We start from the raw sequence: 23,818 nt of genomic DNA on the forward strand, positions 1-23,818 counted from the left end.
CCCTCTCCACCAATAACGGAAAAACAAAACCCGCCCTCTCCACCAATAACGGAAAAACAAAACCCGCCCTCTCCACCAATAACGGAACAACAAAACCCGCCCTCTTCACCAATAACGGAACAACAAAACCCGCCCTCTCCACTCACTCAAATACCGTTGGGCAGAGTCAGTAAATAACTCACTCACAAAATCTCCCGCCTCCCCTTCATCCCAAAACACATCCCCTTCATTCGCCGCCGATTGCCAATAGGTATTGTACTGTAAGAGGTTCTGGCAAATATCCACCAGTCCTTCACCGAGAACGCCTAAGTCTCCGTCGGATTCAACCGCATCTCGCGCCGCCCGATTCAGCACTCCCAATAACGGTGCGACTTCTGTACCACTTAAATGAACAAACAACCGACAGACAACCAGTCGGGTTTTGCCACTTAGTTTATTGAAGTGATCGCGCCAAGAACTCATAGACTGCTCCTCTACCGACTCCACAGGAAATTACATGTAACATTTATCGATTAAGATGGTAACATGAACTGCCCACTGTTCCATTTTATAACGTATTATTTATGAAGCCTCTTTTGTTTTAACACTATGACACCGAGTCTACTCTTTACTATCGCGAATCTCTTCGTTTTACCCTTCTGGTTACTGATGATTCTGCTTCCTAACTGGGGGATTACCCGAAAAGTTATGGAATCCTATCTGCCGTTTGTCCCATTAGCGGGGTTGTACATCTACTTCTTTGCCAACAGCCTTACACCCGAATCTGCCCAAGCCTTATCCAATCCCCAGCTTGCTGATATTGCCCGCTTCTTTGGAGACGAAATCATCGCCGCCGCCGGATGGACTCACTTTTTAGTCTTGGATTTGTTTGTGGGACGGTGGATTTACTGGGAAGGGCAACGGACTGGGTTGTGGACTATTCATTCTCTGGTTCTCTGTTTATTTGCTGGACCCATTGGATTGTTGTCTCATATTTTGACAGTTTGGATTACCCAGAAATTATCGACGGGTTCGGAAACAGAATCGACGACTGCCTCAACGCCTAGTTCATAGATTAAGCAGTGGTACATCAATAAGATTAACTGTATTAAGTTTCATGAAAATTTCCAATCGGTGCGCTTTCAGCGATCGCTGACTTTTACAAAAGTTAATAAGCGTGCCGTTTACTTTTGTCCAACTACTTACTGATATGGCATTCTTTTTTAAATTCGTCTAATTTTTCCCTTCGTCTCCCTTTTCTGTCCCTGGTTCATCCTCCTAGCCCAGTCCAAGAATTAAGGCACGGACTAATTAAGTAATGTACTGGTTTTCTTGTCCTTAAGTTCCCCCATCTTCAACATAAGTTGCCCTAGCGCCAAAAACCGCGATCGCAACGCCTCCTAATAGAACGGCTGCACCCACTAACACAAAGCGTCCGGGGAGTTCCTGAAAAACAAGATACCCCAAAAAACTAGAGACAACTGGTTCCCATAAAATCGCTAGGGTAACCAAGATTGGAGACACCCAGCGCACTGCCCAGTTAAAGCTAGTATGCCCGACTAATTGAGGCAATACTGCCATTAGCAAAACATAAAGATAAACGGCACGCGGATAGCCAAGGTAGCCAACACCAAAGATTAAGGGTAGGGGCAATAAAACCAGTGCGCCAGTGCTATAGGCGATGGCTATATAACTACCAATTCCCAACCCACGCCGCTGTGCTTCTCGACCTAACAATAAATACAAACTGACGATTACAGCACCAATTAAGGCGAGACTATTTCCCAAGGCGGGATTAGAAGTCACGTTAACCGTTTGTTGATCCCCTAATGCAATGAGGACACCGCCGATAAAGGCAATACCAATTCCCAGTAGGGTTAACCGAGAAGGTTTTTCCTTAAACCATAGCCAAGATAGCAAAGCTACCCAGATTGGGTTAGTGGTGACTAGAGTCGTAGAAGCGGCAATTGACGTGAAGGATAGAGACGTAATCCAGGCAGCAAAATGTAGGGCAAGACAAATCCCAGCCCCCACAGCATAATGGAAAGCACCGGGACTAAGCTGATGCGATCGCAGGTTTCGCCAAGCGGGTACTATTAATAAAGATGCCAGGGTTAGGCGAGAAGCTGACAGAAACAGGCTAAATCCAACGCCACTCAAGTCAGCCGCCGTATTCGCTAAACGAATAAAAATGGCGGCACTGGAAACTGCCAAGACACCAGCGACTAACACCAGTCCCACCTGCCACGGTAACGGTTGCTTAGGCGTTTTCACAACTTGATGCTCCCGATTCCATACTTGGAGTTTAGACCAAGAGTGACGCTTTTTTGGCATCTATGGCAAAAGGCAGAAGGCGTCAGGACAGCAGGTTTATTGTGGGTGGTTCAGCCGTTCAGTCTGTCCTAACCTCAATGGCATGTTCATTAAACATTTTGGTATCGCCGAAACCCCTGATACACCTTAGGGTGGGCATTGCCCACCAGAATAAGCTGTTCGGCATTTAAACCTTAATATCAATAATGGCGAAATCCTTGTATTGCGAGCCAGAAAGCTCGCTACCCATTCCTAAACTTGTGCTATACCGTTGAATAAGTGTGAGTAATCTATCTGAACTCAAGTGACAAGCAACGTTTATCGCAATAAGCAAAAGCTCTTTGATCGGTGGGCACCGAACTACGACCTGCTGTTTACCACAATTTTCTACCAAGCGGTTCACAAACGGTTGTTGGAGTACGTCGAACTCCCGGAAAATCCGAATGTGCTTGATCTCGGTTGCGGTACGGGTCGATTATTGCATCGCCTTGCCACCCAGTTCCCCACTCTCCAGGGTACAGGACTTGATTTATCCTCCCAAATGCTGCATCAAGCCCGACAGCGCAACCAGCATCGACCGCGACTTATTTTCAAACAGGGAAATGCTGAGTCTTTACCCTTTGCTGAGGGTCAATTTGATGCGGTGTTTAATACCATTAGTTTTCTGCATTATCCTCAACCTCAACAGGTATTCTCCGAGGTGAATCGAGTTCTGCGACAGGGGGGACGTTTTTATCTGGTTGACTACATCGGGCGAAAAAAAACAGTGTCCCTTTCTATTCCCTTATTTTCTAATAACCTTCGCTTCTATAGTCGAGAGCAACGCGAACAATTTGGTACAGTAGCCGAGATGGAATGCTTGGGGCATCATTTTCTTTTAGGACCTGTGATGCTAACGATTTATGAACGTATTGGTTGAGGAGGGTGAATACGGAACGTCGTCGCACATCCCCAGATGCTGGTGGAAGTTGAGGTGGACGCGGTTTGCCTAGCGTAGGAAGAATGGCTTGATTCTCATTTGCCCCGATTAAATGACAATCCACTCTCTGATTGGTTGCATAAGTCAGGGATTCAGCACAGGATATGAGAAAATTCAACAAGCAGTCGGATTGTCCGAGCGTAAACTTATGTCCCACGAGTCCTCAGAACAACTCAGTCTCTTTAACCAGTCAGGGCTGACATCTTCTACCCCCAGTGACTTCCAACCGGAGTTAATTCCGACGGATGCCAAGGTTCCGATTCCTCCTGGTACTTATGACTCCATGGAGTCTTTGGCAGATCATTGTAATGGTTGTCAACGCTGTGAATTAGCCGCCACTCGCACTCATGCTGTAGTGGGGCGGGGTAATGTTCATGCTCCGATTATGATCATTGGGGAAGCCCCCGGACAAAATGAAGACGAGCAAGGTTTACCGTTTGTCGGTAGAGCCGGACAATTGCTGGAGAAGATTCTCGCCGCCGTCAAACTGGATAGTGAACGGGATGTCTATATCTGTAACATGAATAAATGCCGCCCTCCTGGTAATCGAGTACCGACTCCTGACGAAGTTGCAGCTTGTAAACCCTATTTACTCGAACAAATTCGCTTAGTTGATCCCAAAATTATTCTGCTCACAGGCGCAACGGCGGTTAAGGGGTTAACGGGTGAAAAGCGCGGCATTACTAAGATTCGTGGCACTTGGATGGAATGGGAAGGACGACTGTGTATGCCAATCTTCCATCCTGCCTACCTATTGCGGAATCCGTCACGAGAGCAGGGTAAGCCAAAGTGGTTTATGTGGCAAGACATCCAGGCAGTGCGTGCCAAATTAAATGAACTGCAATCCGAAAATGCTGTTTAGGCAACCCCAGTAAACGGTCAATTGTCGGGACTCTCTTTAGCCGTTTAATTGTGGTAAGGGAGCGGCGTAAAAATAAAGTACCAGTGAGGAAAGCTGAATTCATGAACTCAGCCAAGTCTCCTTGGTACATGATTAAGTCGCAAGTCCCTAAGCTGTTCGGCATTTAAACCTTATATCAAGTTGCAGTCTAAGGTAAAATCTGTCATGCTGAGCAGAACGCAGTGAAACGGAGTGACGCGAAGCATCTGTCCAGATTCTTCGCTTCGCTCAGAATGACATGATAGAACGCAACTTGGTATTAATGTCAATAATGGCGAAATTGTTGTAGTGCGTTTAGCGAAGCCATGCCGCAGGCTTTGCATCTTGCTCGCTACTAATACTCAATTTAAATGCATGACAGCACCTCTTAGCAAAACTCGCCCTTCGTCATACAAAATAGATTTGTTTAATTTTTATTCCATTTTTGTTTTGTGAGAGTCTCGCCTAGAATTTCATGCACTTTAGAAATAAGCAAAAGAACTCACCAATCCCTGAAGTTAATCTGATTCCTTTAATGGATGTGATGATGTCAGTGCTAACATTTTTTATTATCACATCAATGAGCTATACAGGTCAGCGCTTAGGGGATATTAATTTGCCTGGTTTACCGGGTACTGGAACCGCTAGTGGTGAGTCAAATACTAGAAACACTCTGGTTATTGGCTTAAATCGCCAAGGCGAGATTTTAGTGGATAATCAAGTGATTACCGTTAACCAGGTGTCTGAAACAATCCAGTCATACCTAGAACAAAATCAAAATGCTACAGTTGTTTTAAAGGCAGACCGAGACTTACCTTATGAAGATGTACAAAAACTGTTAAAAGAAATGACAATAATTGGTGGCGATCGCGTCTCTCTTGCTATTGAACGTCGTTAAAATAATTGGTTCTTCTAGAGTGGTTATGATAAATGGCTCTTCGGGTCTTCCGGACTTAGTGGGCTAAACTATCAGCTTTAATGAACCAGGAAGCTTGCCACACAAGGACTGCCGCTTTTCACCGCCTCAAAACTCTCTTGAAATCCGGGTAAAATTGGTTAAAGCTATTGCTGTCCCATATTCCGGCAAATCAAACTAACAATTTAGCACACTAACTACGGAAGACCCCAAAAAATCAAGCTGATCAAAAGAAGGGGTTATGGATTAAATAATTTTGACAATTTTAGAAGGAGGGTTCTGCTTGATTGGCATTTTTGCTAGTAATTTATCATAGTTAGTCTGAAAGAGCCTAGATTATTTTGCCGGGAAACCGTAGGGGCGCACCGACGTGCGCCCGATTTAATCGTCATAAGCTGTTCGGCATTTAAACCATAATGTCAAGAATTGCGAGATCCTTGTAGTGCGAGCATCTTGCTCGCTACTAATACCCAATTTAAATGCATTTCAGCTTATCTATTCCATTTTGGTGGGTTACGGCGGATATCAAAATTTAATGGTTATTGACTTAATTAAATACCGCCTAACCCACCCTACGATGGGGTTTCGTTGGGGTTTAGTTTAAGCGTGACTCATGACAAGTGGTTTATGAGAAAATTCTTGCAAATTTTTAAGACTATATTTCGCTTCACTTGTCAAGTTTTAAATTCTGTGATCAAATGGAAAGACGGCTTGTGGTTTCATCACCCTTTTACCCTGATGTGGCAGAAAAACCGACACTCCATTCCCGACAATTCCCCGGAGATTAACCCGCCTGCGATGTCTAACTCTAATTCTCATTCTCAACCCGTAACGGATGAATCAACATTTAGCGATCGCATAACGATGACAAATCAGGCGAATTCGGGAAATCATGATTGGTTGGCGCGTTTTCAGCACCATAGCAAACTGTTGATGGCGTGGGTTGAGCCGGGGAACTTCGCTCTGTATTATGCCAATCATGCCTTTTGCCGCTTAACCGGGATTGATGCTCCCACGGGGAACTTACAACACCAGGGTATTCACCTATTTGATTTATTTATAAACGTTGATGCTAAAACCCTCGAACAGTTATATCGGCGTCATTTACTGGCGCTAATATTACGAGATGTATATAAAATTAATCATAGCCAATGGCGCTTTTTAGATGAACCTGTTATCGCGACTCTCAATAATTCTCCCGATTCTGACCCCCATTGTGTGCAATTTTGGCTGCGTTCTCAACATTTAACGGTTGAACGGATTAATCCAGAACTTGATGAATTTTCGGATATCGATTTCTGCCAACAACCGATTCGACAAATTATCCTTAATCCTATCTGGGAACAACGTTTAAATCTGGAGAATTATCGGGTTAGGGGTCAGCTTTTGTGGGAAGGATTAGATGTTACCCACCAAGAAACAATTCGACAACTGATTAGCCTACTAATTGAACGCGACTCCCTCTTGCGTTCCGAGAAGTTTCGCCTGTTCGATCAAAAAATGCGATCGCTGTTTCGCGCTGATCAGATTCTGCTGTTGCGGGTAAAGCGCCAAGAAGTGAAACTGTTTACCAGTGAAAATGATCAACTGATTCAAACCCAAGTCTATACCTGGGATTCTCTACAAGGTTCCCATTTCCAAGCCGCCGCCCAAGCGAATCAAGTTTGGATTGTCGCCAATTTAGAGAGTCATTGTCAAACGGAATGTGAGCAAGCCTTATTCAACCAAGGTACTCGTTCCCTCTTGCTGATTCCTCTATCGGTTTCGGCGGCTGAAGCCGAAATGCCTAGCCAAAATTTAATGGGAATGGTTGGGTTAACCAGTGATCAGGCGGATAATTTCGATTCCCTGGATATCAACCATGCTTGTGCCTTAATCCCCGCCTTAACCGCCGCCCTGCGTCAAGCGGCTCAAAGTCAATTTAATCATATCCATCCTGCTGTAGAATGGCGGTTTCTGGAAGAAGCGGAACGTCGCAGTTGGGGACTTCCCCCGGAACCGATTGTGTTTACCGATGTCCATCCCATGTATGGGATTTCCGATATTCGGGGTTCGTCGAATGAACGAAATCGGGCAATCCAAGCCGATTTACTCAACCAGTTTAATTTGGCAATGGCGATAGTGGATGCGGCGAATCAATCCCAACCGTTGCCTTTGTTGCAACAATTACGCCTAGATTTGTCAGCTTATATTGAACGGTTAGACAAGGGAGTGACGGTGGATGAAGAAGTGACAGCGATTAAGTACCTAAAGAATCATCTGGAAATTTATTTTGAATATTTCCAAGACTGTGGCGACGCAGCGGTTGACGCGGTAAACGCCTACAAACAAGAGTGCGACAATCCTCATGAATGTATCTATACTGCACGCGATCGCTATGATCGGATGATTTATGAGATTAACGAACAACTACGCCAAACCTGGGAACGGTGGCAAGTGCGGATGCAGCAGATTATCCCCCACTATTGTGATCACGAACTCACTGATGGCATTGATCACATGATCTATGTGGGGGCTTCGATTAACTCGCAGTTTACTGTATTCCATCTCCACTGTTTGCGCTACGAACAGCTACGGGCTATCTGTGACTGTGCGAGGACGTGTTTTGAAATGCGCGATCGCGTTGACACACCCTTACAAGTTACTCATCTAGTATTAGTTCAAGAAACCACGGTGGATATTTTCCACGACGAACAAACGGAAAAAATCTTCGATTTACGCAGTAGCACCCGTGACACCCGCTACGAAATCGTTAAAAAACGGATTGATAAAGCCCTCGACGCTACCACCCAAACTCGCATCACCCAACCGGGGATGCTGACGATTGTCTATTCCAGCCAAACGGAGTGGACAGAATATCAACAATACTTACGCTTCCTCGCCCGTGAAGGTTGGGTTGATTCCCATATCGAATCCAGCACGGTGGAAAAATTGCAAGGAATCACAGGACTCAAATTTGCCCGTGTCCGCATTCTGCCTGAATCTGAGCCATCTTCTTCAGAGGAGTAGACAGTGTAGAGACGTGCCATGGCACGTCTAGGAAGCTGGGAGCAGCGAAACATTTTTCCCCATCCTCGCACCCTTTGCTGTGATCTAGCTTAACTTGTCTTCGTGATCAGACAACTTGTCTGTTTCAGGCGGTTATGTTTCAAATCCATAACATTAAGATTTGTAAATAAAGCTATTCTGTAGTGAATGTTACAGAATTTTCTTGTTATAGTTATTTTGTAAGGAAAAATTCAGTGAAATATCACTAAAGCTGAAATATCACTAAAGCAATCGGAGGATACACAAATGTCTACTCAAGAACAAGCCAGAGCATTAATGATGCGTCATCACCACGCCGCCAAGAATAGACAACAATCCATGCTCAATCGGACAGCTAATGAAGTCGGTTTCGATGTTGATAACGTCAACTATTGGGATTTAATTCAAGGCAAACCCCATTCTGGTTTCCGTACCAGTTACGGGCGCAGCCGTGCTTCTCTAAGCTAAACAATCTTTTAAAGTTTTCAGAGATAAGGAAAAACTCAATCAAATCTCACTAAAGCAATCGGAGGATCTACATATGTCTACTCAAGAACAAGCCAGAGCATTAATGATGCGTCATCACCACGCCGTCAAGAACAGACAACAATCGATGCTCAATCGAGCAGCTAATGAAGTCGGTTTAGATGTTGATAACATCAACCACTGGGATTCAATTCAAGGCAAACCCAATTCTGGTTTCCGGATTAGCTACGATCGCAGTCGCGCTTCTCTAAGCTAACGCTTCACTTCCTAAGATATGCAGCCTCTCAAGATAGAGATTTGCATAACTTAGCCGGACTTTTCTCATAAAACTTTTTCGAGGTGACGAAATCTCACGGATCACTTGACCGTGAGATTTTTGGTGCTGGTGGGTTTCGACTTCGCTCAACCCACCCTACCACGGTATATTTCCACAAATGACGAATGACAAATGACAAATGACAACCCTACCGTGAGAAGAATCCGCCACTCAAACGTTTAATTGCCAAACCTGCCACCTCTGAATACTTCAATTCCCCGCATAAAATTTGCAGCATAATCAGAGTCGCTGAAGGTCTCTTTACGCCTACCTTATAGCCGATTTTTGGAAAACCATAGAAGGCTCCAGCTAAACGTTTCGCCCAAACCATCTCGTTACCCCATTCATCCTGAATCACCTGGGTATACTGGGTTAGGGCGTTGGTTTGACCGCCTAAAGCCGCATCAATTGCCTCTGCTGCTTTGACACCACTAAAGATAGAGGGACGAATACCTTCAGCCGTAAACGGATCAGCCAAACAAGCGGCATCCCCAACTAATAGCGCGTTTTGCCCGTGTAACTTTTGGTTCCCATCCCAAAGGCACATGGGATGACTGTAAACTTGACAGAGTTTCGGATCAACCCCAAGTTGCTGAATATACTTGGTTCCTATCTTTTGTAAATCCTGCTTGTCATTCCCCTTAAACGTCCCCACACTGACCGAATAGCTATCGGTTTTGGGAAAATTCCAGATGTAGCCATTTTTCACTTGCCCAAAGTCAAAATGGATTGTTGGATCACTGCTGGTTGGGGCGGGATTAGGGGCTTCTATCGTCACCGCCATCCGCTGGGGACGAGCTTTAAAGCCTAACCATTTTGCCATAGGACCATTAGCACCATCCGCCGCAATCAGGTAACGGGCTGCCAGGGGTTCATTGGTTGTGTTAACCTGCCAGCGATCGCCTTTAAATTCAATACCTGTGACAGTGGTTTGGTCTTGCAGTTGAGCGCCTTGCTCTTTTGCCTGTTCGACCAAAAACTGGTCAAAAACATCTCGCTGTACCATCCAGACGGGTTTTTGTTTTTTGAGACTGACCTCCACCGGATCATCCATTTGCCAGGTGTAGCGAACTCGGCTTACATTGAGTGCGATCGCAGGTGCAAGATCAAAATCAAACCACTGTTGCACGCTTGGGGACACACCACCACTACAGGGCTTGTATCGGGGTAAAGAATCTTTTTCTAGAATCAGTACCGATCTCCCTCGCTTGGCGAGGTGGTAGGCGGCGGTTCCCCCTGCAGAACCTGCCCCAACGATAATGCAGTCAAACATTAGGCTTTATGGATTGAGAAACTCATGAGTGCGGTTAGGAGGTATGACTGTAATAGTTTAAGTTTGAACCCCTGACATAGTTTACCAAGAAACTGAGTCATTGGTCATTCGTCATTTGTCCTTTCCTTCCCTATCTCCCTCATCTTCCCCATCAGACTGCGGAAGCGGGCAAGATGCCCGCACTACTGCTGCAACTTTACTCCAATCGGATGTTGCCCTAATCTTTAAACTGTGGTAATGTCCTTCTCTTTAGCAACTAACAAGTCATCAATTTTAGCTGTGTACTTGTCCGTCAATTGCTGAATCTGGTCTTGCAGATCACGGGACTCATCTTCAGAAATTTCGCTATTTTTCTCCTGTTTACGAACTGAGTCAACAGCATCACGGCGGATATTGCGGATAGAAACTTTCCCTTCCTCAGCTAACTTACCCGCCATCTTCACAAATTCTTGGCGGCGTTCACTCGTTAAGGGAGGAATATTCAGTCGCACGACTTGACCGTCATTATTGGGGGTTAAGCCAATATCCGATAAAGAAATCGATTTTTCAATCAGAGTCAGCGTACTCTTGTCATAGGGTTGAATCGTAATCGTGGTAGCATCTGGCGTATTAATGCTTGCCAGAGACTTCAGGGGGGTGGGACTACCATAGTATTCCACCATTACTCGATCCAACAGACTGGCATTCGCCCGACCGGTACGAATGGTATTGAAACCCCGTTGCGTTGCTTCAACGGCTTTCTTCATTTGGCTTTCAGCGTCAGCTAACTTCACAAAAACCTCCCACAATTGTTCCGACAGATTCTCCTTGAACAGCACGGCGGATATTACCCCGCCCTGTCAAATCAAATACCATAATTGGGATATTATTTTCCTTACATAAAGCGATCGCGGTACTATCCATCACCCGCAAATCTTGAGCGAGGACATAGTTATAGGACAGCGTATGATAACGGCGAGCCTGGGGATTTAGTTGAGGATCACAATCATAAATCCCATCGACTTTCGTGGCTTTAAAGATCACCTCCGCATCAATTTCGGCGGCTCGTAAAGCTGCCGTCGTGTCCGTGGTGAAAAAGGGATTCCCCGAACCTGCGCCAAAAATGACCACTCGCCCTTTTTCTAGGTGACGAATGGCACGGCGACGGATATAGGGTTCTGCCACTTCTTGCATCGCGATCGCGGTTTGCACACGGGTAGGTATTCCCATTTGCTCTAAAGCATCTTGTAGAGTCATGGCATTCATGACTGTGGCGATCATACCAATATAATCACCCGTTGCCCGATCCATTCCGCCAGCAGCCGCTTTCAAACCGCGAAAAATGTTGCCACCACCGACAACGATTGCCATTTGGATGCCACTTGCCACGACTTCGGCGATTTCAGCAGCGATGTCCTGAACGACTCCTGGATCAATGCCGTAGCTCAGTTTGCCCATCAAGGCTTCACCGCTCACTTTTAGTAAAACCCGTCGGTATTTCATCCCCATGCTACGACTCTTTCTTTCTTGACTATTGCCTTGCCCATACGATAACAGTCTACCGATTATTCTGACAGAGTGCTGTGACTGTGACGAAGTTTGATCGTTGTTAACACCCGTAGTGCTAAAATACAAATTCTTATGGTATTCACGAGTTCCAGTTAACTATTACTGGTGTCAGGTGGCTTCAAATACTGATTCTCCCCAGCTCCTCCGTTGCTCTGGCTCTCTCTGCTCACTAACGACGCCATACTAGGGGACTACCCAAGGTGGGAGTGGATTGGGGTGAGATAGTTTTCCCAGCCAGTAAAGCCGCGATCGCATTCTTGACGTAAGCTTCGTTTACAGCTTCGGGATGTTGGCTATTATCGTCAATTTGACCCCTGTAACGCAAGACTCCCTGTCCATCAATCACAAAGGCTTCTGGGGTTTTTGAAGCGCCAAATCCTTGTGCCACGTCCTGAGTTGGGTCCCACAGGTAAGGAAAATTCAACCCTCTACTACTCGCAAACTGCTGCATCTGACTAAAACTATCTTCGGGAGATTGGTTAGCATCGTTGGAGTTAATGCCAATCAGGATAAATCCCTGTTCCCGAAATCGGGTTTGCAGTTGTTTGAGTCTGTCTACATAAGCGGCAGAGTCAGGACAGTTATTACTCAAGAAAATTACCACCACTCCTCGCCACTTTTCTAGATACCGGGATAGGTGGTGAACATCCTTATCAGTGCCTAAAAGCTCAAAATCGGGAGCATAACTGCCAATGGGTGTGCCGTGTTTTTCCTTCAGACTCATATCGTGTTACGGTGTGTGTTTGACAATGTGTTCGTTTTTTCCTTTTTCCCGTTCCCCTTTGCCGATCCTCCTGGATCAGGCAGTGAATTTCAGCCATCGCTACCACCTTTGTGCCAGAGTTTGATAGCCGATGAGTTTGTAAACCAGTTTAGCGGCTGTAAATTGGGAGACCACTGAATCAACCACGGGAGCCAACTCCATTACATCGCAACCGATGACCTGATGGGTTTCAAACAATCGTCGCAAAAAGGTTAGGAGTGCATACCAATGCAGCCCACCCGGTTCGGGAGTGCCAACCCCTGGCATTGAAGCCGGATCAATGCCATCTAAGTCAATGGTAATAAATACTCGCTCTGTTGGGATAGTCGCGATCGCTTCCTCTATCCAGTGGGGATTTTGGGCAATGTGTCGCGCCCAAATTACGGGGATAGATTTTTGTTTAATTAAGTCCGCTTCTTCTTGACAAAGACTGCGAATGGCGACGGGTAATGTTGGTAATCCCATATCCACAATCCGACGCATCACACAGGCGTGGTTATAAATTGAGCCTTCGTATTCGTGGCGTAAATCTCCGTGGGCGTCTATTTGCACTACGGTGAAGGGTTCGTGACTCTTTTGACGGTAGGCGTCTACAAGTCCCGTGGTAATGCTATGTTCACCCCCAATCGCAATCACAAATTTACCATCATCGATCAGCCCAGATACGGTGTCGCGAGTATCTGTCAGCATGGTTTGGGCAGAAATCTGTTGTCCGCCTCTGGTATCTGCGATCGCACCATGTGTATAAATCCTAGCGTCTTTACAAATCTCCCGTTCCAACTCATCATCGTAGTATTCGAGCTGGATTGACGCCTCCAAGAGCGCATCGGGTCCATTTTCTGTGCCTTTACGATAGGTTGTGGTTGCCTCGTAGGGAATCGGCAAAATAACCACTCGTGACGCTTTGTAGGATGCCTGAATTTCCGATCCCAGGAAAGGGATAACAGCAGCAGACGTTTGCACCAACATAGGGGACGCACCAAAGAATTTCTTAAGGTTAATTTTGACACAAGACGAGTTTTGAGTGTAGAGACCTGCCATGGCGCGTCTCTAGAACGTCAGTCTAGTCATAGGGGTTAGTGCTGGAGAAGAAGTAGAGATATTTCGCCAGAACGTCTGAGTTAATTTATTACAAAATATAAACAGTAAACCTGTACTCTTGGAATCCTCATGACCTTTCCCTCCTCCACCCTACCCAAACGCCCTGAACGCGACACTCACATCTGGACATGGCGGGGTTTTCCCATTGCCTATCAAGTCCACGGCAATTCTGGACCAGCGGTAGTGATGGTGCATGGCTTTGGTGCATCTTGTGGACATTGGCGTAAGAATTTACCTGTATTAGCAGAATCCTGTCGATGCTATGCCATTGACTTAATTGGTTTTGGAGCCTCTGCCAAACCGATGCCGGGACTTGACGTGGAGTATACCTTTGAAACTTGGGGACAACAAGTCATTGATTTTTGCCGGGAAGTCGTAGAGACTCCAGCGTTTTTGGTGGGGAATTCAATTGGCTGTGTTGTAGCGATGCAAGCGGCTGTGGATTGTCCAGATAGGGTATTGGGCGTTACCCTGATCAACTGTTCCCTGCGGATGCTGCACGATCGCAAACGAGTGACGTTACCTTGGCATCGTCGCATCGGCGCACCCATGGTACAACAGTTACTGGGAGTTAAGTGGGTGGGACAACTCTTTTTTCGTCAACTGGCGAAGCCACAGGTGGTGCGTAAAATTTTATTGCAAGCGTATCGCAAATCCGAGGCAGTGACTGATGAATTAATCGACTTGCTAATGAAACCGGCAGCTGATGTGGGTGCGGCTGATGTTTTTATCGCATTTACCCGCTATTCCGCAGGACCTCTAGCCGAAGACTTATTACCTCAGTTACAGTGTCCCACACTGATTTTGTGGGGAACTGATGATCCTTGGGAACCCATCGCGGAAGCAAAAGAATGGGTCAATTATCCCGCTGTGGAACAATTTGTCCCCTTAGACGGTTTAGGTCATTGTCCCCAAGATGAAGCCCCTGAGGTTGTTAATCCCATTTTGCAGGATTGGATTTTACAGCATTCGGTTTAGTTTCGTCATTTGTCATTTATCATTTGTCATTTGTCATACTCAAGGGAGTGAGAAGCAAGCTACGTCATTTGTTGCCCTAGTTCCCCCATCTCTCTCATTCACTGTTCCCTGTTCCCTCGCCTCACCACAAGACTTATTCAGCAATCCCTGAAAAAATGACTATTGAGAATTTTTTCAAAAAAGACTATCCTTTGACTGGTGAGTAGATAATTAGAGAGTTGGAAAGCAAGGAACAAGCAGCTATTGGTGAGCCAGCGTGCTAGAACACCGATTTAGTCATCCGACTTAATTAAAAATTGTCACATTAGCTACCAAACAGCCTTTTTTTACTGTTGACTTTATTGCTACCGCCATTTTACGGACTGCATTGACGTTCTAAACAAGGGGTGTGTCATGAGTACAAAGGATAAGCGAGGTAATTCTCAACCGTCGCAGACAGCGAAGATCGCGACGGCAAGAAAGCTATCCAAACTCTGGGCAAAAAAGTATGTCCAACAACACAGTACATCAGACAAAACGTGGCAGTCGAATTCTCCAGGATTACGAGCCGTTATAGCGCAGCGGTTGCTTGATTCCTTGCGATCGGTAACGATTCAAGCTTGGGCAAAAACCGAAGCATTACTCTGTCAACAAATCAAGCGACAAGGTATTAACTATCGCCTAATTGATCCTTGGCAAATTACGAAAGATACTTACTCAATCTATGAGAAAGTATTGCTCGCTTATGCCGATCAAGTCATCCCCGAACGTTTATGTTTATTTTTAGCATCAGATTTAGGTCGCATTCGACACAATTATACAGCAATTGATCCCAGAGTGATTGCGTTTGTGAGTATGCAGTTTCACTATAGTGGTCAGTTACTACTGAAATCACTGTCACCTCAAGAACAAGCTACAGTGAGTGTTTATTTCCAGGTGATTGATGATTGTCTGTATATGCCCTTACAACGACTATACAAAACTGCCGCCAACTATGATCATCAATCATTAGCTTTGGTTTCTCTACGGCAAATCTTACCGGATCAAGCATTAATTGCTCAAGAAATTGCCACCCGAATTAGCGATTTACATCCACACTATCACTGTTATAGTGGTAGCTTAGTGAACCCTACGGTGAAATCTGCCAGTATTCGGGATGTGGAAATGTTCCAGATTTACCTGTGGCTTTGTGTTTTGGAAAGGAGTATTGCGCCCATCCAACAGGAATTGTTTCCCTTGTGTGTCATGCTCTACCCGACTCTAAATGTAGGGTGGGAATTAGTTCGGCAAATGATTCATCTGTTAGGATTGGAATTTGGTAAACGTTTGTCTCAGCAGCAAATTTCGCTTGTTTTACCCTATTTCAAAGTATTGTGGGAAATGTTTTCGCCTGAAGTATTTCCCGAATCTTTGCCCGTTGCAGCGTTGGAAAATTCGGCGTAGTTGTCATTTCATTTAAATTCCTCTGCGTACCTGGAGTGCCAACTTCTGCCTTTTGCTATAAGGCAGAAGGTAGAAAATTTCTTACTGCTAAATGGTGTTAGATCATTACCGATATCTGATGTCGGGCGACCCGATAAAATTAATCGGTGGGTAGTTTTAGCGGTGTGCGGCGGGTCGCCCCTACAATAGGGCTTGCTGAATTAAGAATGACAAAGGACGAATGACCCCCTACATCATATTCAGCGGATCAACATCAATCGTCAAACTCACATCCGGCGGACAAATCCGCTGCAAAGCCGCCACATCGGGTAATCCTACCGCTACATCTGGCGGAAATTTGAGCAAAATCTGCCACCGATAACGACGAGCGATTCGCATAATCCCCGCAGGCGCCGGTCCTAATATCTCATACCCGGAACTCACCTGACTTAACCATTCCGCTAACCTCTCCGCCGCCTGCTCAACCACCATCTCTTCCAACCCACTTAACCGCAATAAAATCAGATGCCCATAAGGAGGATAATTCAACGATTCCCGTTGTGCTAATTCCGCCTCGGTAAACACCTCATACCCATGGGTTTTCACCGCCTGAATCACCGGATGTTGAGGTGAATAAGTTTGGACAATCACCTGACCCGGTTCATCTCCCCGACCCGCCCGACCTGCGACTTGGGTTAAGGTTTGAAATGCTCGTTCGGCTGCCCGATAATCAGATAAGTGTAATAATCCATCGGCGGCGACAACGCCGACTAAGGTAACTCCTGCTAAGTCTAATCCCTTGGTTAACATTTGCGTCCCGATTAATAAGTCCGCTTCCCCATTGGCAAACTGAGTTAACAGGGTTCGATGCGCCCCCTTGTTACGGGTGGTATCACTATCAAAGCGAATTACCCGTAAATCAGGAAATGCCTTAGCCAACTCCTGTTCCACCCGTTGTGTGCCACTACCAAAAAACTTGAGGTAAGGTGAACCACATTCGGGACAATTATTAGGATGGGCGGTTGTGTAGTTGCAATAGTGACAACGTAAGAGTTGATTTGCCCCCTCATAAGCATAGTGATAGGACAGGGACACATCACAGTCCGGACATTCAATCACATAGCCGCAACTGCGACAGGAGACAAACGTACTATGTCCACGACGGGGAATAAATAAAATCCCTTGTCGCTGCTTTTGTTTCAACTGATGTAACTTATCTTGGAGAGAACGGCTGAAAATAGAACGATTCCCCTGCTTTAACTCCTGTCTCATATCCACAATTTCCACAGGAGGTAAGGGGCGGGATTGGATGCGTTCGGGTAATGAAAGGTAATAGGTTTTACAGGGGGCGTCTGTGTTGAGATTGGCTTGTTGACCGTTGACAGCAACCCAGGTTTCTAGAGACGGGGTAGCTGAACCCAAAACCAGAGGACAATTTTCCAATTCCGCCCGCCATTGGGCAACGGTACGGGCATGATAGGTGGGAGAAAGACTGTCTTGCTTGAAACTGGAGTCGTGTTCTTCATCTAATATAATTAGACCCAATTTGGGTAACGGCACAAAAACAGCCGATCGCGTACCAATGACGACCTGGGGTTCTCCACTTAATACTTGTCGCCAGGTATCATAACGTTCCCCATGGGATAACCCACTGTGATACACGTTCACCTTTTTGCCAAAGCGGGCGCGAAATCGATCGGTGAGTTGCGGGGTTAGCCCAATCTCTGGAACTAACACCAGGGCAGATTTTCCCGCCCTTAACAACGGCGCGATCGCTTGTAGATAAACCTCGGTTTTCCCGGAACCCGTTACCCCATGCAATAGCACTTGGTTATACTCATCCAAACTTTGAATCGTTTTCAATGCATAGGTTTGCGTATCTGTCAATACTTTAGGGCGATCATCTGCCACATTCGGCTGATCCAAGGTTCTGAGAATTTCCCGGTATTCAACGACGACATACCCTTTTTCTGCCAGCTTGTTAACAATAGAAGACGTAGCATGACAGACTTGCAATAACTCATTCAGCCACATATCCCCACCCCGACGCCGCAGTACATCTAATACTTCCCGTTGTCGTTCGGTGATATCAGATTCAAAGCCATCCGCGACGAGAGTGACAGCTTTCTTCAGCTTCGGGCGAGAGGGTTGGGGCGGTTTCAAATAACTTTCTACCCAGCCGCGTTTAAGTAAATCTTTTACCCCGCGACGCGCCCCTTTCACCTGGCGTTGTAGATAGGCGACGCTGTAATCTCCTTCCGGTTGGGCGTCTAGGAGTGCTAAAATCTGACGCGCCGTTCGACCGACAAACGTATCTGCACCATCAGGAAGCGCCTCTCGATGCAGACGAACTCGCCGTTGCGATCGCATCAACAATCCCGGTGGTAATGCCCCCCGAACTACGGATATCAGGGGTGTGCAGTAATACTGCGCCACTTGTTCCAATACCTGCCAATAGGATGTCCCAAAAAACCCAGTACAGACAACATCCTCCACCTCCCGGATTTTCGCCAATGGCACATCAGCAGGGGGAGAAGCCAGTAACCGAATTGCGATTCCCCCCACCTGTCGGTTATTCAATGGCACCGTTAAAATATCTCCCGGTTTAACCGACAAATCCGCCGGGATGCGGTACGTCAACAGTCCCTCGAGTCCCGGACAATCCACCAGCGTCTCCACCCAGCAATTCTGATGATCACCACCGGATTGATAGGTTGCTTTCGGTTCTGCCACAATTAAACTTGTCGGGGAATCAGACACAACGATAACCTCTCAATTTTTCTCACAGCGACTGGGGGAACATCGATTCAATAACCCCAGTTAGCAGTTCTCATATAAAGACGTGCCATGGCGCGTCTCTACAGAGTCATCAAGTAATTCATCTGAATCATTAACTTCAAAGATAAATGCTAACGTCAATCATTGATAAAACTTATCTTTTTATCGGAGCTACTATCTTAGTATGGATGAGGCAAATCCAGAAATCCTCCCTAAACGGGACACCAGTAGAATTTGGCGGTTTCATCGGTAATCACCTAGCCAAATTTTAGAGAACGTATATTCTATAGCAAAAGGCAGAAAGCAGGGACACGGCAATGCCCATTGGTGTCAACTTAACCAGAAGAAGCCCAGATTTCTTTTGAGCGAGCGGCATTATCTCGATGCCGCTTGGGCTGTATTGGGAACTTCAGTATGGGAGAAGAGGTTAAACTCAAGAGCGCGATCGCGGATTTTTACAAAATCTGCCTGATTTCGTTCAGCTTCCCAAGCATCCACTGCCTGCTTCAAAATCTCTTGGTCAGCGACAACCTATTCTTCCAAAAACTGAGACTTGATTTCCTCTAATTCCCTGTCCATTTGACTTTTAGTTTTTTGAGTATTGGCAGAACCTTTAGTCGGCGGTGTCGATTTGGGTGGGGTACTTTTAGATGTCGGTGGCTGCAAAAACTCAGACTTCAAATCCGCTAATTCTTTATCTAACCCTTTCCCATATTGAGGCGAATTTGGCTGGGGCTTCATTGGCGCTGAAGCTGGAGGGGGTGTAGGTTTTACTGATTTAACCTTAGCCACAGGGGTTTGAGGCTCTAAATCCTGGAGTATCTCCGCCACCGATTGATAGCGCTGATTCGTCGCACTGACTAACATCTTATCTAAAATTTTAGCCACGCGATCGCTCACTGGATTTTTTAACCCTTGTCGCCATACCCAAACCCCCTGATTCACATCAAACAAGTCAAAGGGATGGATTCCCGTTAGCAGATGGATACACATCACGCCGAGACTATAGATATCACTCGCAAATACTGCTTTACCGATACTTTGTTCAGGCGCGACATACCCCACCGAACCAATCACTGTCCCGGTTCTGGCTAACGCTGTCCCTGTCGCCACTTTTGATGCACCAAAATCGACCAGAAACAGTTGCTTATCGCGATTTCGACGAATAATATTTTCCGGTTTAATATCGCGGTGAATCACATGATGCTGATGAACGAATTGTAAAACAGGCAACAAATTATTCAACACATCGCGAACTTGGACTTCTGTAAATATGCCTTTTCTTGCCAACTCCTGGGCTAAATCTTCGCCCTCAATAAACTCTTGCACCAAATATTGATGATTATCTTGGCAAAAATACGCTAACAGTTCTGGAATCTGGGGATGTTTACCCAACTCATCTAACCGTACTGCTTCTTGGGTAAATAACTGCGCCGCTTTTTGTACCGTACTGGTTCCCTGGGCTTGGGGGAAAAACTGCTTAATCACACAGGGGGGATGAGAGGGTTTATCCTCATCCACCGCTAAAAACGTTCGCCCAAAACCGCCTTGTCCCAAGGGTTGAACTGTGCGATATCGTTCCTTGAGGCGTATCTTTGACCCACAGGTGAGGCAAAATTTGGTTCCGGCGGGATTTTGGGGGTTGGTACAGTTAGGATTGAGACAGTAACTCATGGGGGTAGTTGGCAATTCAGCGTTTATCTCTATTTTGCCTCTAAATGAGGAGTAGTTTTTTTACTCTTATCCTTTTATTCTATTATCCTATTACTTTGTTCCGTCTCAACTTAATTTCGTTTAGGATGCTTACACGGTTTGAAACAGGTGTAATTCTACTTCTTGGCGAAACTCGCTTGGGGTAAGCTGAGAGGCTTGCAGGATTTCGTCTGAGATGAGTACAGTCATAAGCAGTTTATCGTAGCCAAATTGGGGCTGATCGATCTTATTATAGTGGTCTGGAGGATTAGGAAACCGGGTTTCTGAGCCAGAATCGTAGTACCCTCCAACGGAGACTATCTCTCCGCCTGGGGGCTAGAAACCGGGTTTCTGCGATAGATTTCGGAGAGGATGCAGAGATTCATAGAAACCCGGTTTCTGGGATGTACTTGGTAGTCAGCCCTAAAATGTTTATGGCGAAGACAGCGCAACTACGAACTTAAGCTGTCATGCATTTAAATTGGGTATTAGTAGCGAGCAAGATGCAAAGCCTGCGGCATGGCTTCGCTTAACGCACTACAAGGTTTTCGCCATTACTGATATTAAGGTTTAAATGCCGAACAGCTTATCTCTCTTTCAAATATGCTTTAACTAAAGCTTGAACGGCGAACAGCGATGATCCGTTATCGGTTATTTTTTCAATTAAACCCCGTTTCCTCAAAGATTGTACCGCCTTCAAAAAATCGGAATCAGACAATGCTAACTCGGCGGGTTTGAGGGAAATGTCTGCCGCATTTTGGTTCGCTAACCACAGCGTTACCATTTGCTCAGATTCAGATAATCGTTGATATTGTGCCTTTAATCTGGGTTCTAAGTCTCCCAGAAATAGATTGGGATAGGATAAGAAGCGATCAACGCTACTGTTAAATAAATCTTGGATGGTAGAAGCGATTATATTTAACCAGGATGGATTGCCGCCGTAACATTCGATAAGTTCCCACCATTTATCCTCATCGGTTAACCTTTTGTTCGTCAAGAGTTCCGCCGCAGACTCTCCCAAACCACCAAGCTGTAATGTGCGGCAGTGGCGGTTTTCTCCTTCTAAGATGGCAATTTCTGTGGGTTTTTCCCAACTCATGAGTAGGAAGCAACTGTGGTGAGGTGTTCGCGCCATTTGTTGCCAGAATTTCCTGTAATTTTCACAGTCTGGTAGATAGGTGCCTGCTAATTCACCACTGGCAAAGAGTTCTTGGAAGTCGTCGAGGATGATTAGGCAGGGATGCGATCGCAGATAGTCGATTAGGGAGGGGAGTTTGGTTTCTCTATCTTGAGAAAAGAACTGAATTAAGTTGGTTTTTAGAGATTTCAGTGTCAGGGTTTCGGTACAGTTGCGCCAGAGAATATAATCGAAATTATCTTTAATTTGTTCGATGAGTTCTCTAGCGATGGTGGTTTTGCCGATACCCGGTAATCCAAAGATAGTGACAATGCGGATTTTTTCTTGGAGTATCCACTGTTTTAGGGTGGTTAGTTCTGTGGTGCGGTTGTAGACGCGATCGCACTCCGGTGCTTCGGTTAAATCGTGGCGTTTTTGGGGTTTGTGGCTGGTGGCGTTTGAGGAGCGCGATCGGTGTTTTTTGGCTTTGGGATAAGGACAATGTTCTCTACAAAAATTAATGTCACCCACGATTTGCACATAGTCAGAACCAAAATTTGAGATATTTGAAAATTCGACTTGTTCTAAAATAGCTCGAAAATTAGATTGCCTAACATCTTCTCCCAATTCTGCCGATATTAACTGCCATAATTCTCTTGCCACTTGTTTGATGCGATCGTGAGTACGGTGGCAATTTCTAGCAATTTCTGGATACTTTTTCCGCTGCCAAGTCCCCTCAACTACAGCCTTTTGCAGGGAGTCGAGATGTTTACCCGTTTTTGAGAACACCAAGTTATCCGTCCAGTTTAAGACTTCTTGAACGTCCATAGCTGAAAGTGGATCTGAGTCTAGCATTACACTATATTACACTCTTTTTCACTTTTAGCGACTAAATTACTCTTTTTTACGCCAAATAAAATTTGGAATCAAGTTTTCATTCTACACTAAATTCACCTAATTAAGCTTGCCGCCATAAAAAAGGCGTGCCACAATGATAGTTATATAGCGATTTTTTGAATCCGGAAAATACCTAACAACCTCTCTGTATCTATTTTTGGGTAAGGGTGGAGTAGACCTTGAATAGTAAATTGGAAATTACTTTTAATTACTTGTTAGATAGCCAACTTCAAGAGTAACGACTTTAGCTCATAAGGTGAATTTTAAAATTATGGTAAGCTGGTTTCCTAAAAACTCCTCTAATAGAGATCAAACAATCACTCGCGAGGCGGAACAGCAAATAGTTGCTTATTTCAATAAATGGTCACCGCGTATTCTGGCTATACCGGAAGTCCAGACCGTCGTAACTTTTGATCAGGTGATGACTTTTTTTGAGACCGATCGCCCAGCCGATTTTACTGTTTACAAAGGTGTAATTATTCGGCAAGAACACGTTGAGGGTCAACTCTTAGGGCAGGTATTTTTAGATCAACATAATCGGATTGTTTGTCGTAAAGATGGTACTCCCTATGGTCGTCAGCTAGTTACGAAAAGTTTAGACAAAAAAATGATAGACTATTTCAAAGATCAGGGTTTAAGCGTTTTCAAATTAACCGATCGAAATTTACCTGGCGATGGATTCCATCAGGATGTATTCGTGCAATTTGGCGAATTGTTGCGTGATCTTATGAAATTACCACAAGTTATACCAGTGATAACCTATGAAGAAACTATCAAGTATTTTGTCAGCACTCGCCCAAACGATCCAAGGATAAAGAAAGGAGCTATATTACGTAAGTATCATATCCAAGGTCATCAGATCAGTCAAATGTTTCTAGATAAAAATAATGAATTGGTGTGTGATCCTACAGGTAAACCTTATGGTCGGCAGTTAGTAGCTGTTAAATTGGACGAAGAGTTGCTGGATACTTTTGGTAACAAAAATGTAATTATAGTGGAATAAGGAGAAAATAATGGAGCCATTAACACTGTTAATCTGGGCGGCTGTATGGGCGGGAGTTTCTGCCTGTCTTTATGTAACTGTTTACTTTTTAAACCTAACTTTCCAGATCCTAGTAAATTGGTTTAGAACATTCGCCTATTTAATGGTTGAGAATGATCGTAGAGCTATAAGAAATAGAGAGAAGATCGGCTTTACGTTGCAAAAATCTATTGCAAACGAAGACTTTAACTTTGTTCAGGGAATTTTCGATCAAAAAGCTGGTGAAGTTTATGATGCCAGAGTTATTAAAGCAGGCTCTGTTGATGAGAAAATAAAAGAGGCTCATAGCTACGGCAGAAAGGAAGTTGCACTGTGGATATAGAACCACAAAC

The 23,818-nt window shown here is 45.2% G+C and carries 21 protein-coding genes and 2 pseudogenes; 11 read left to right on the forward strand and 12 right to left on the reverse strand.

The window, feature by feature from the left end; translation table 11 throughout:
• Positions 1-141 precede the first annotated feature (141 nt).
• A pseudogene (locus tag MC7420_RS26735) lies at positions 142-462 on the reverse strand (DUF1517 domain-containing protein); the annotation flags it as partial.
• A 126-nt stretch (positions 463-588) separates the two neighbouring features.
• Here MC7420_RS26735 and MC7420_RS26740 point away from each other — a divergent pair.
• Entirely contained in the window at positions 589-1,053 is a 465-nt protein-coding gene (locus MC7420_RS26740; RefSeq protein ID WP_006104359.1) for an ABA4-like family protein, read from the forward strand.
• A gap of 264 nt (positions 1,054-1,317) precedes the next feature.
• Here the strand turns inward: MC7420_RS26740 and MC7420_RS26745 are convergent, their stop codons facing one another.
• Positions 1,318-2,313: a DMT family transporter gene (locus MC7420_RS26745; RefSeq protein WP_006104530.1), complete on the reverse strand. Its 996-nt coding sequence runs from the start codon at positions 2,311-2,313 to the stop codon at positions 1,318-1,320.
• Positions 2,314-2,596: 283 nt separating this feature from the next.
• Between MC7420_RS26745 and MC7420_RS26750 the strand changes: the two genes are divergently transcribed.
• From MC7420_RS26750 to MC7420_RS26775, 6 genes are all read left to right on the forward strand, one after another.
• On the forward strand, positions 2,597-3,211 hold the full coding sequence (locus tag MC7420_RS26750; protein WP_006104372.1) for a class I SAM-dependent methyltransferase: 615 nt from the start codon (positions 2,597-2,599) through the stop codon (positions 3,209-3,211).
• 208 nt (positions 3,212-3,419) lie between these two features.
• Positions 3,420-4,133: a uracil-DNA glycosylase gene (locus MC7420_RS26755; RefSeq protein WP_006104415.1), complete on the forward strand. Its 714-nt coding sequence runs from the start codon at positions 3,420-3,422 to the stop codon at positions 4,131-4,133.
• Between the two features lie 493 nt (positions 4,134-4,626).
• Positions 4,627-5,049 (forward strand): ExbD/TolR family protein, encoded by a 423-nt coding sequence (locus tag MC7420_RS26760; RefSeq protein WP_006104491.1) that lies wholly within the window; start codon positions 4,627-4,629, stop codon positions 5,047-5,049.
• A 645-nt stretch (positions 5,050-5,694) separates the two neighbouring features.
• Positions 5,695-8,076, forward strand: coding sequence for a GAF domain-containing protein (locus tag MC7420_RS26765; protein ID WP_157453347.1), 2,382 nt, complete (start codon positions 5,695-5,697; stop codon positions 8,074-8,076).
• A gap of 285 nt (positions 8,077-8,361) precedes the next feature.
• The gene (locus tag MC7420_RS26770) at positions 8,362-8,562 is read left to right on the forward strand and encodes a hypothetical protein (RefSeq protein WP_006104520.1); all 201 of its coding nucleotides are present in this window, start codon (positions 8,362-8,364) and stop codon (positions 8,560-8,562) included.
• Positions 8,563-8,635: 73 nt separating this feature from the next.
• On the forward strand, positions 8,636-8,836 hold the full coding sequence (locus MC7420_RS26775) for a hypothetical protein (RefSeq protein ID WP_006104456.1): 201 nt from the start codon (positions 8,636-8,638) through the stop codon (positions 8,834-8,836).
• Positions 8,837-9,044: 208 nt separating this feature from the next.
• Here MC7420_RS26775 and MC7420_RS26780 read toward each other — a convergent pair whose 3' ends face one another.
• From MC7420_RS26780 to speB, 5 genes are all read right to left on the reverse strand, one after another.
• Complete coding sequence (locus MC7420_RS26780) at positions 9,045-10,169, reverse strand: geranylgeranyl reductase family protein (RefSeq protein ID WP_006104398.1); 1,125 nt, start codon at positions 10,167-10,169, stop codon at positions 9,045-9,047.
• Positions 10,170-10,393: 224 nt separating this feature from the next.
• On the reverse strand, positions 10,394-10,942 hold the full coding sequence (gene frr, locus MC7420_RS26785; RefSeq protein ID WP_044209939.1) for a ribosome recycling factor: 549 nt from the start codon (positions 10,940-10,942) through the stop codon (positions 10,394-10,396).
• Positions 10,929-11,657 (reverse strand): UMP kinase, encoded by a 729-nt coding sequence (gene pyrH, locus MC7420_RS26790; RefSeq protein ID WP_044209940.1) that lies wholly within the window; start codon positions 11,655-11,657, stop codon positions 10,929-10,931. The genes frr and pyrH overlap by 14 nt, the downstream gene beginning before the upstream one ends.
• A gap of 229 nt (positions 11,658-11,886) precedes the next feature.
• Positions 11,887-12,441 (reverse strand): thioredoxin family protein, encoded by a 555-nt coding sequence (locus MC7420_RS26795; protein ID WP_006104427.1) that lies wholly within the window; start codon positions 12,439-12,441, stop codon positions 11,887-11,889.
• A gap of 99 nt (positions 12,442-12,540) precedes the next feature.
• Positions 12,541-13,449, reverse strand: a complete 909-nt coding sequence (speB, locus tag MC7420_RS26800; protein ID WP_044209944.1) for an agmatinase — start codon at positions 13,447-13,449, stop codon at positions 12,541-12,543.
• 201 nt (positions 13,450-13,650) lie between these two features.
• On the opposite strand from speB, the gene MC7420_RS26805 reads away from it, so the two are divergent.
• Positions 13,651-14,559: an alpha/beta fold hydrolase gene (locus tag MC7420_RS26805; RefSeq protein WP_006104525.1), complete on the forward strand. Its 909-nt coding sequence runs from the start codon at positions 13,651-13,653 to the stop codon at positions 14,557-14,559.
• Positions 14,560-14,952: 393 nt separating this feature from the next.
• The gene (locus MC7420_RS26810) at positions 14,953-15,981 is read left to right on the forward strand and encodes a hypothetical protein (protein WP_006104470.1); all 1,029 of its coding nucleotides are present in this window, start codon (positions 14,953-14,955) and stop codon (positions 15,979-15,981) included.
• A gap of 228 nt (positions 15,982-16,209) precedes the next feature.
• Here the strand turns inward: MC7420_RS26810 and priA are convergent, their stop codons facing one another.
• From priA to MC7420_RS26825, 5 genes and pseudogenes are all read right to left on the reverse strand, one after another.
• Positions 16,210-18,720 (reverse strand): primosomal protein N', encoded by a 2,511-nt coding sequence (gene priA, locus MC7420_RS26815; protein WP_006104408.1) that lies wholly within the window; start codon positions 18,718-18,720, stop codon positions 16,210-16,212.
• A gap of 393 nt (positions 18,721-19,113) precedes the next feature.
• Positions 19,114-19,248, reverse strand: coding sequence for a hypothetical protein (locus MC7420_RS43530; RefSeq protein WP_269546334.1), 135 nt, complete (start codon positions 19,246-19,248; stop codon positions 19,114-19,116).
• Between the two features lie 21 nt (positions 19,249-19,269).
• Complete coding sequence (locus MC7420_RS26820; protein WP_006104368.1) at positions 19,270-20,412, reverse strand: serine/threonine-protein kinase; 1,143 nt, start codon at positions 20,410-20,412, stop codon at positions 19,270-19,272.
• Positions 20,413-20,547: 135 nt separating this feature from the next.
• Positions 20,548-20,640, reverse strand: a pseudogene (locus MC7420_RS43930) (UPF0175 family protein); the annotation flags it as partial.
• 376 nt (positions 20,641-21,016) lie between these two features.
• Positions 21,017-22,375, reverse strand: a complete 1,359-nt coding sequence (locus MC7420_RS26825) for an NB-ARC domain-containing protein (RefSeq protein ID WP_006104506.1) — start codon at positions 22,373-22,375, stop codon at positions 21,017-21,019.
• A 340-nt stretch (positions 22,376-22,715) separates the two neighbouring features.
• Here MC7420_RS26825 and MC7420_RS26830 point away from each other — a divergent pair, with 340 nt between their 5' ends.
• Together MC7420_RS26830 and MC7420_RS26835 are read left to right on the forward strand one after the other, a co-directional pair.
• On the forward strand, positions 22,716-23,447 hold the full coding sequence (locus MC7420_RS26830; protein WP_006104383.1) for a hypothetical protein: 732 nt from the start codon (positions 22,716-22,718) through the stop codon (positions 23,445-23,447).
• Between the two features lie 10 nt (positions 23,448-23,457).
• Positions 23,458-23,808, forward strand: coding sequence for a hypothetical protein (locus tag MC7420_RS26835; RefSeq protein ID WP_044209946.1), 351 nt, complete (start codon positions 23,458-23,460; stop codon positions 23,806-23,808).
• Positions 23,809-23,818: the final 10 nt, after the last annotated feature.

Source organism: Coleofasciculus chthonoplastes PCC 7420 (assembly GCF_000155555.1).
GTDB lineage: Bacteria > Cyanobacteriota > Cyanobacteriia > Cyanobacteriales > Coleofasciculaceae > Coleofasciculus > Coleofasciculus chthonoplastes_A.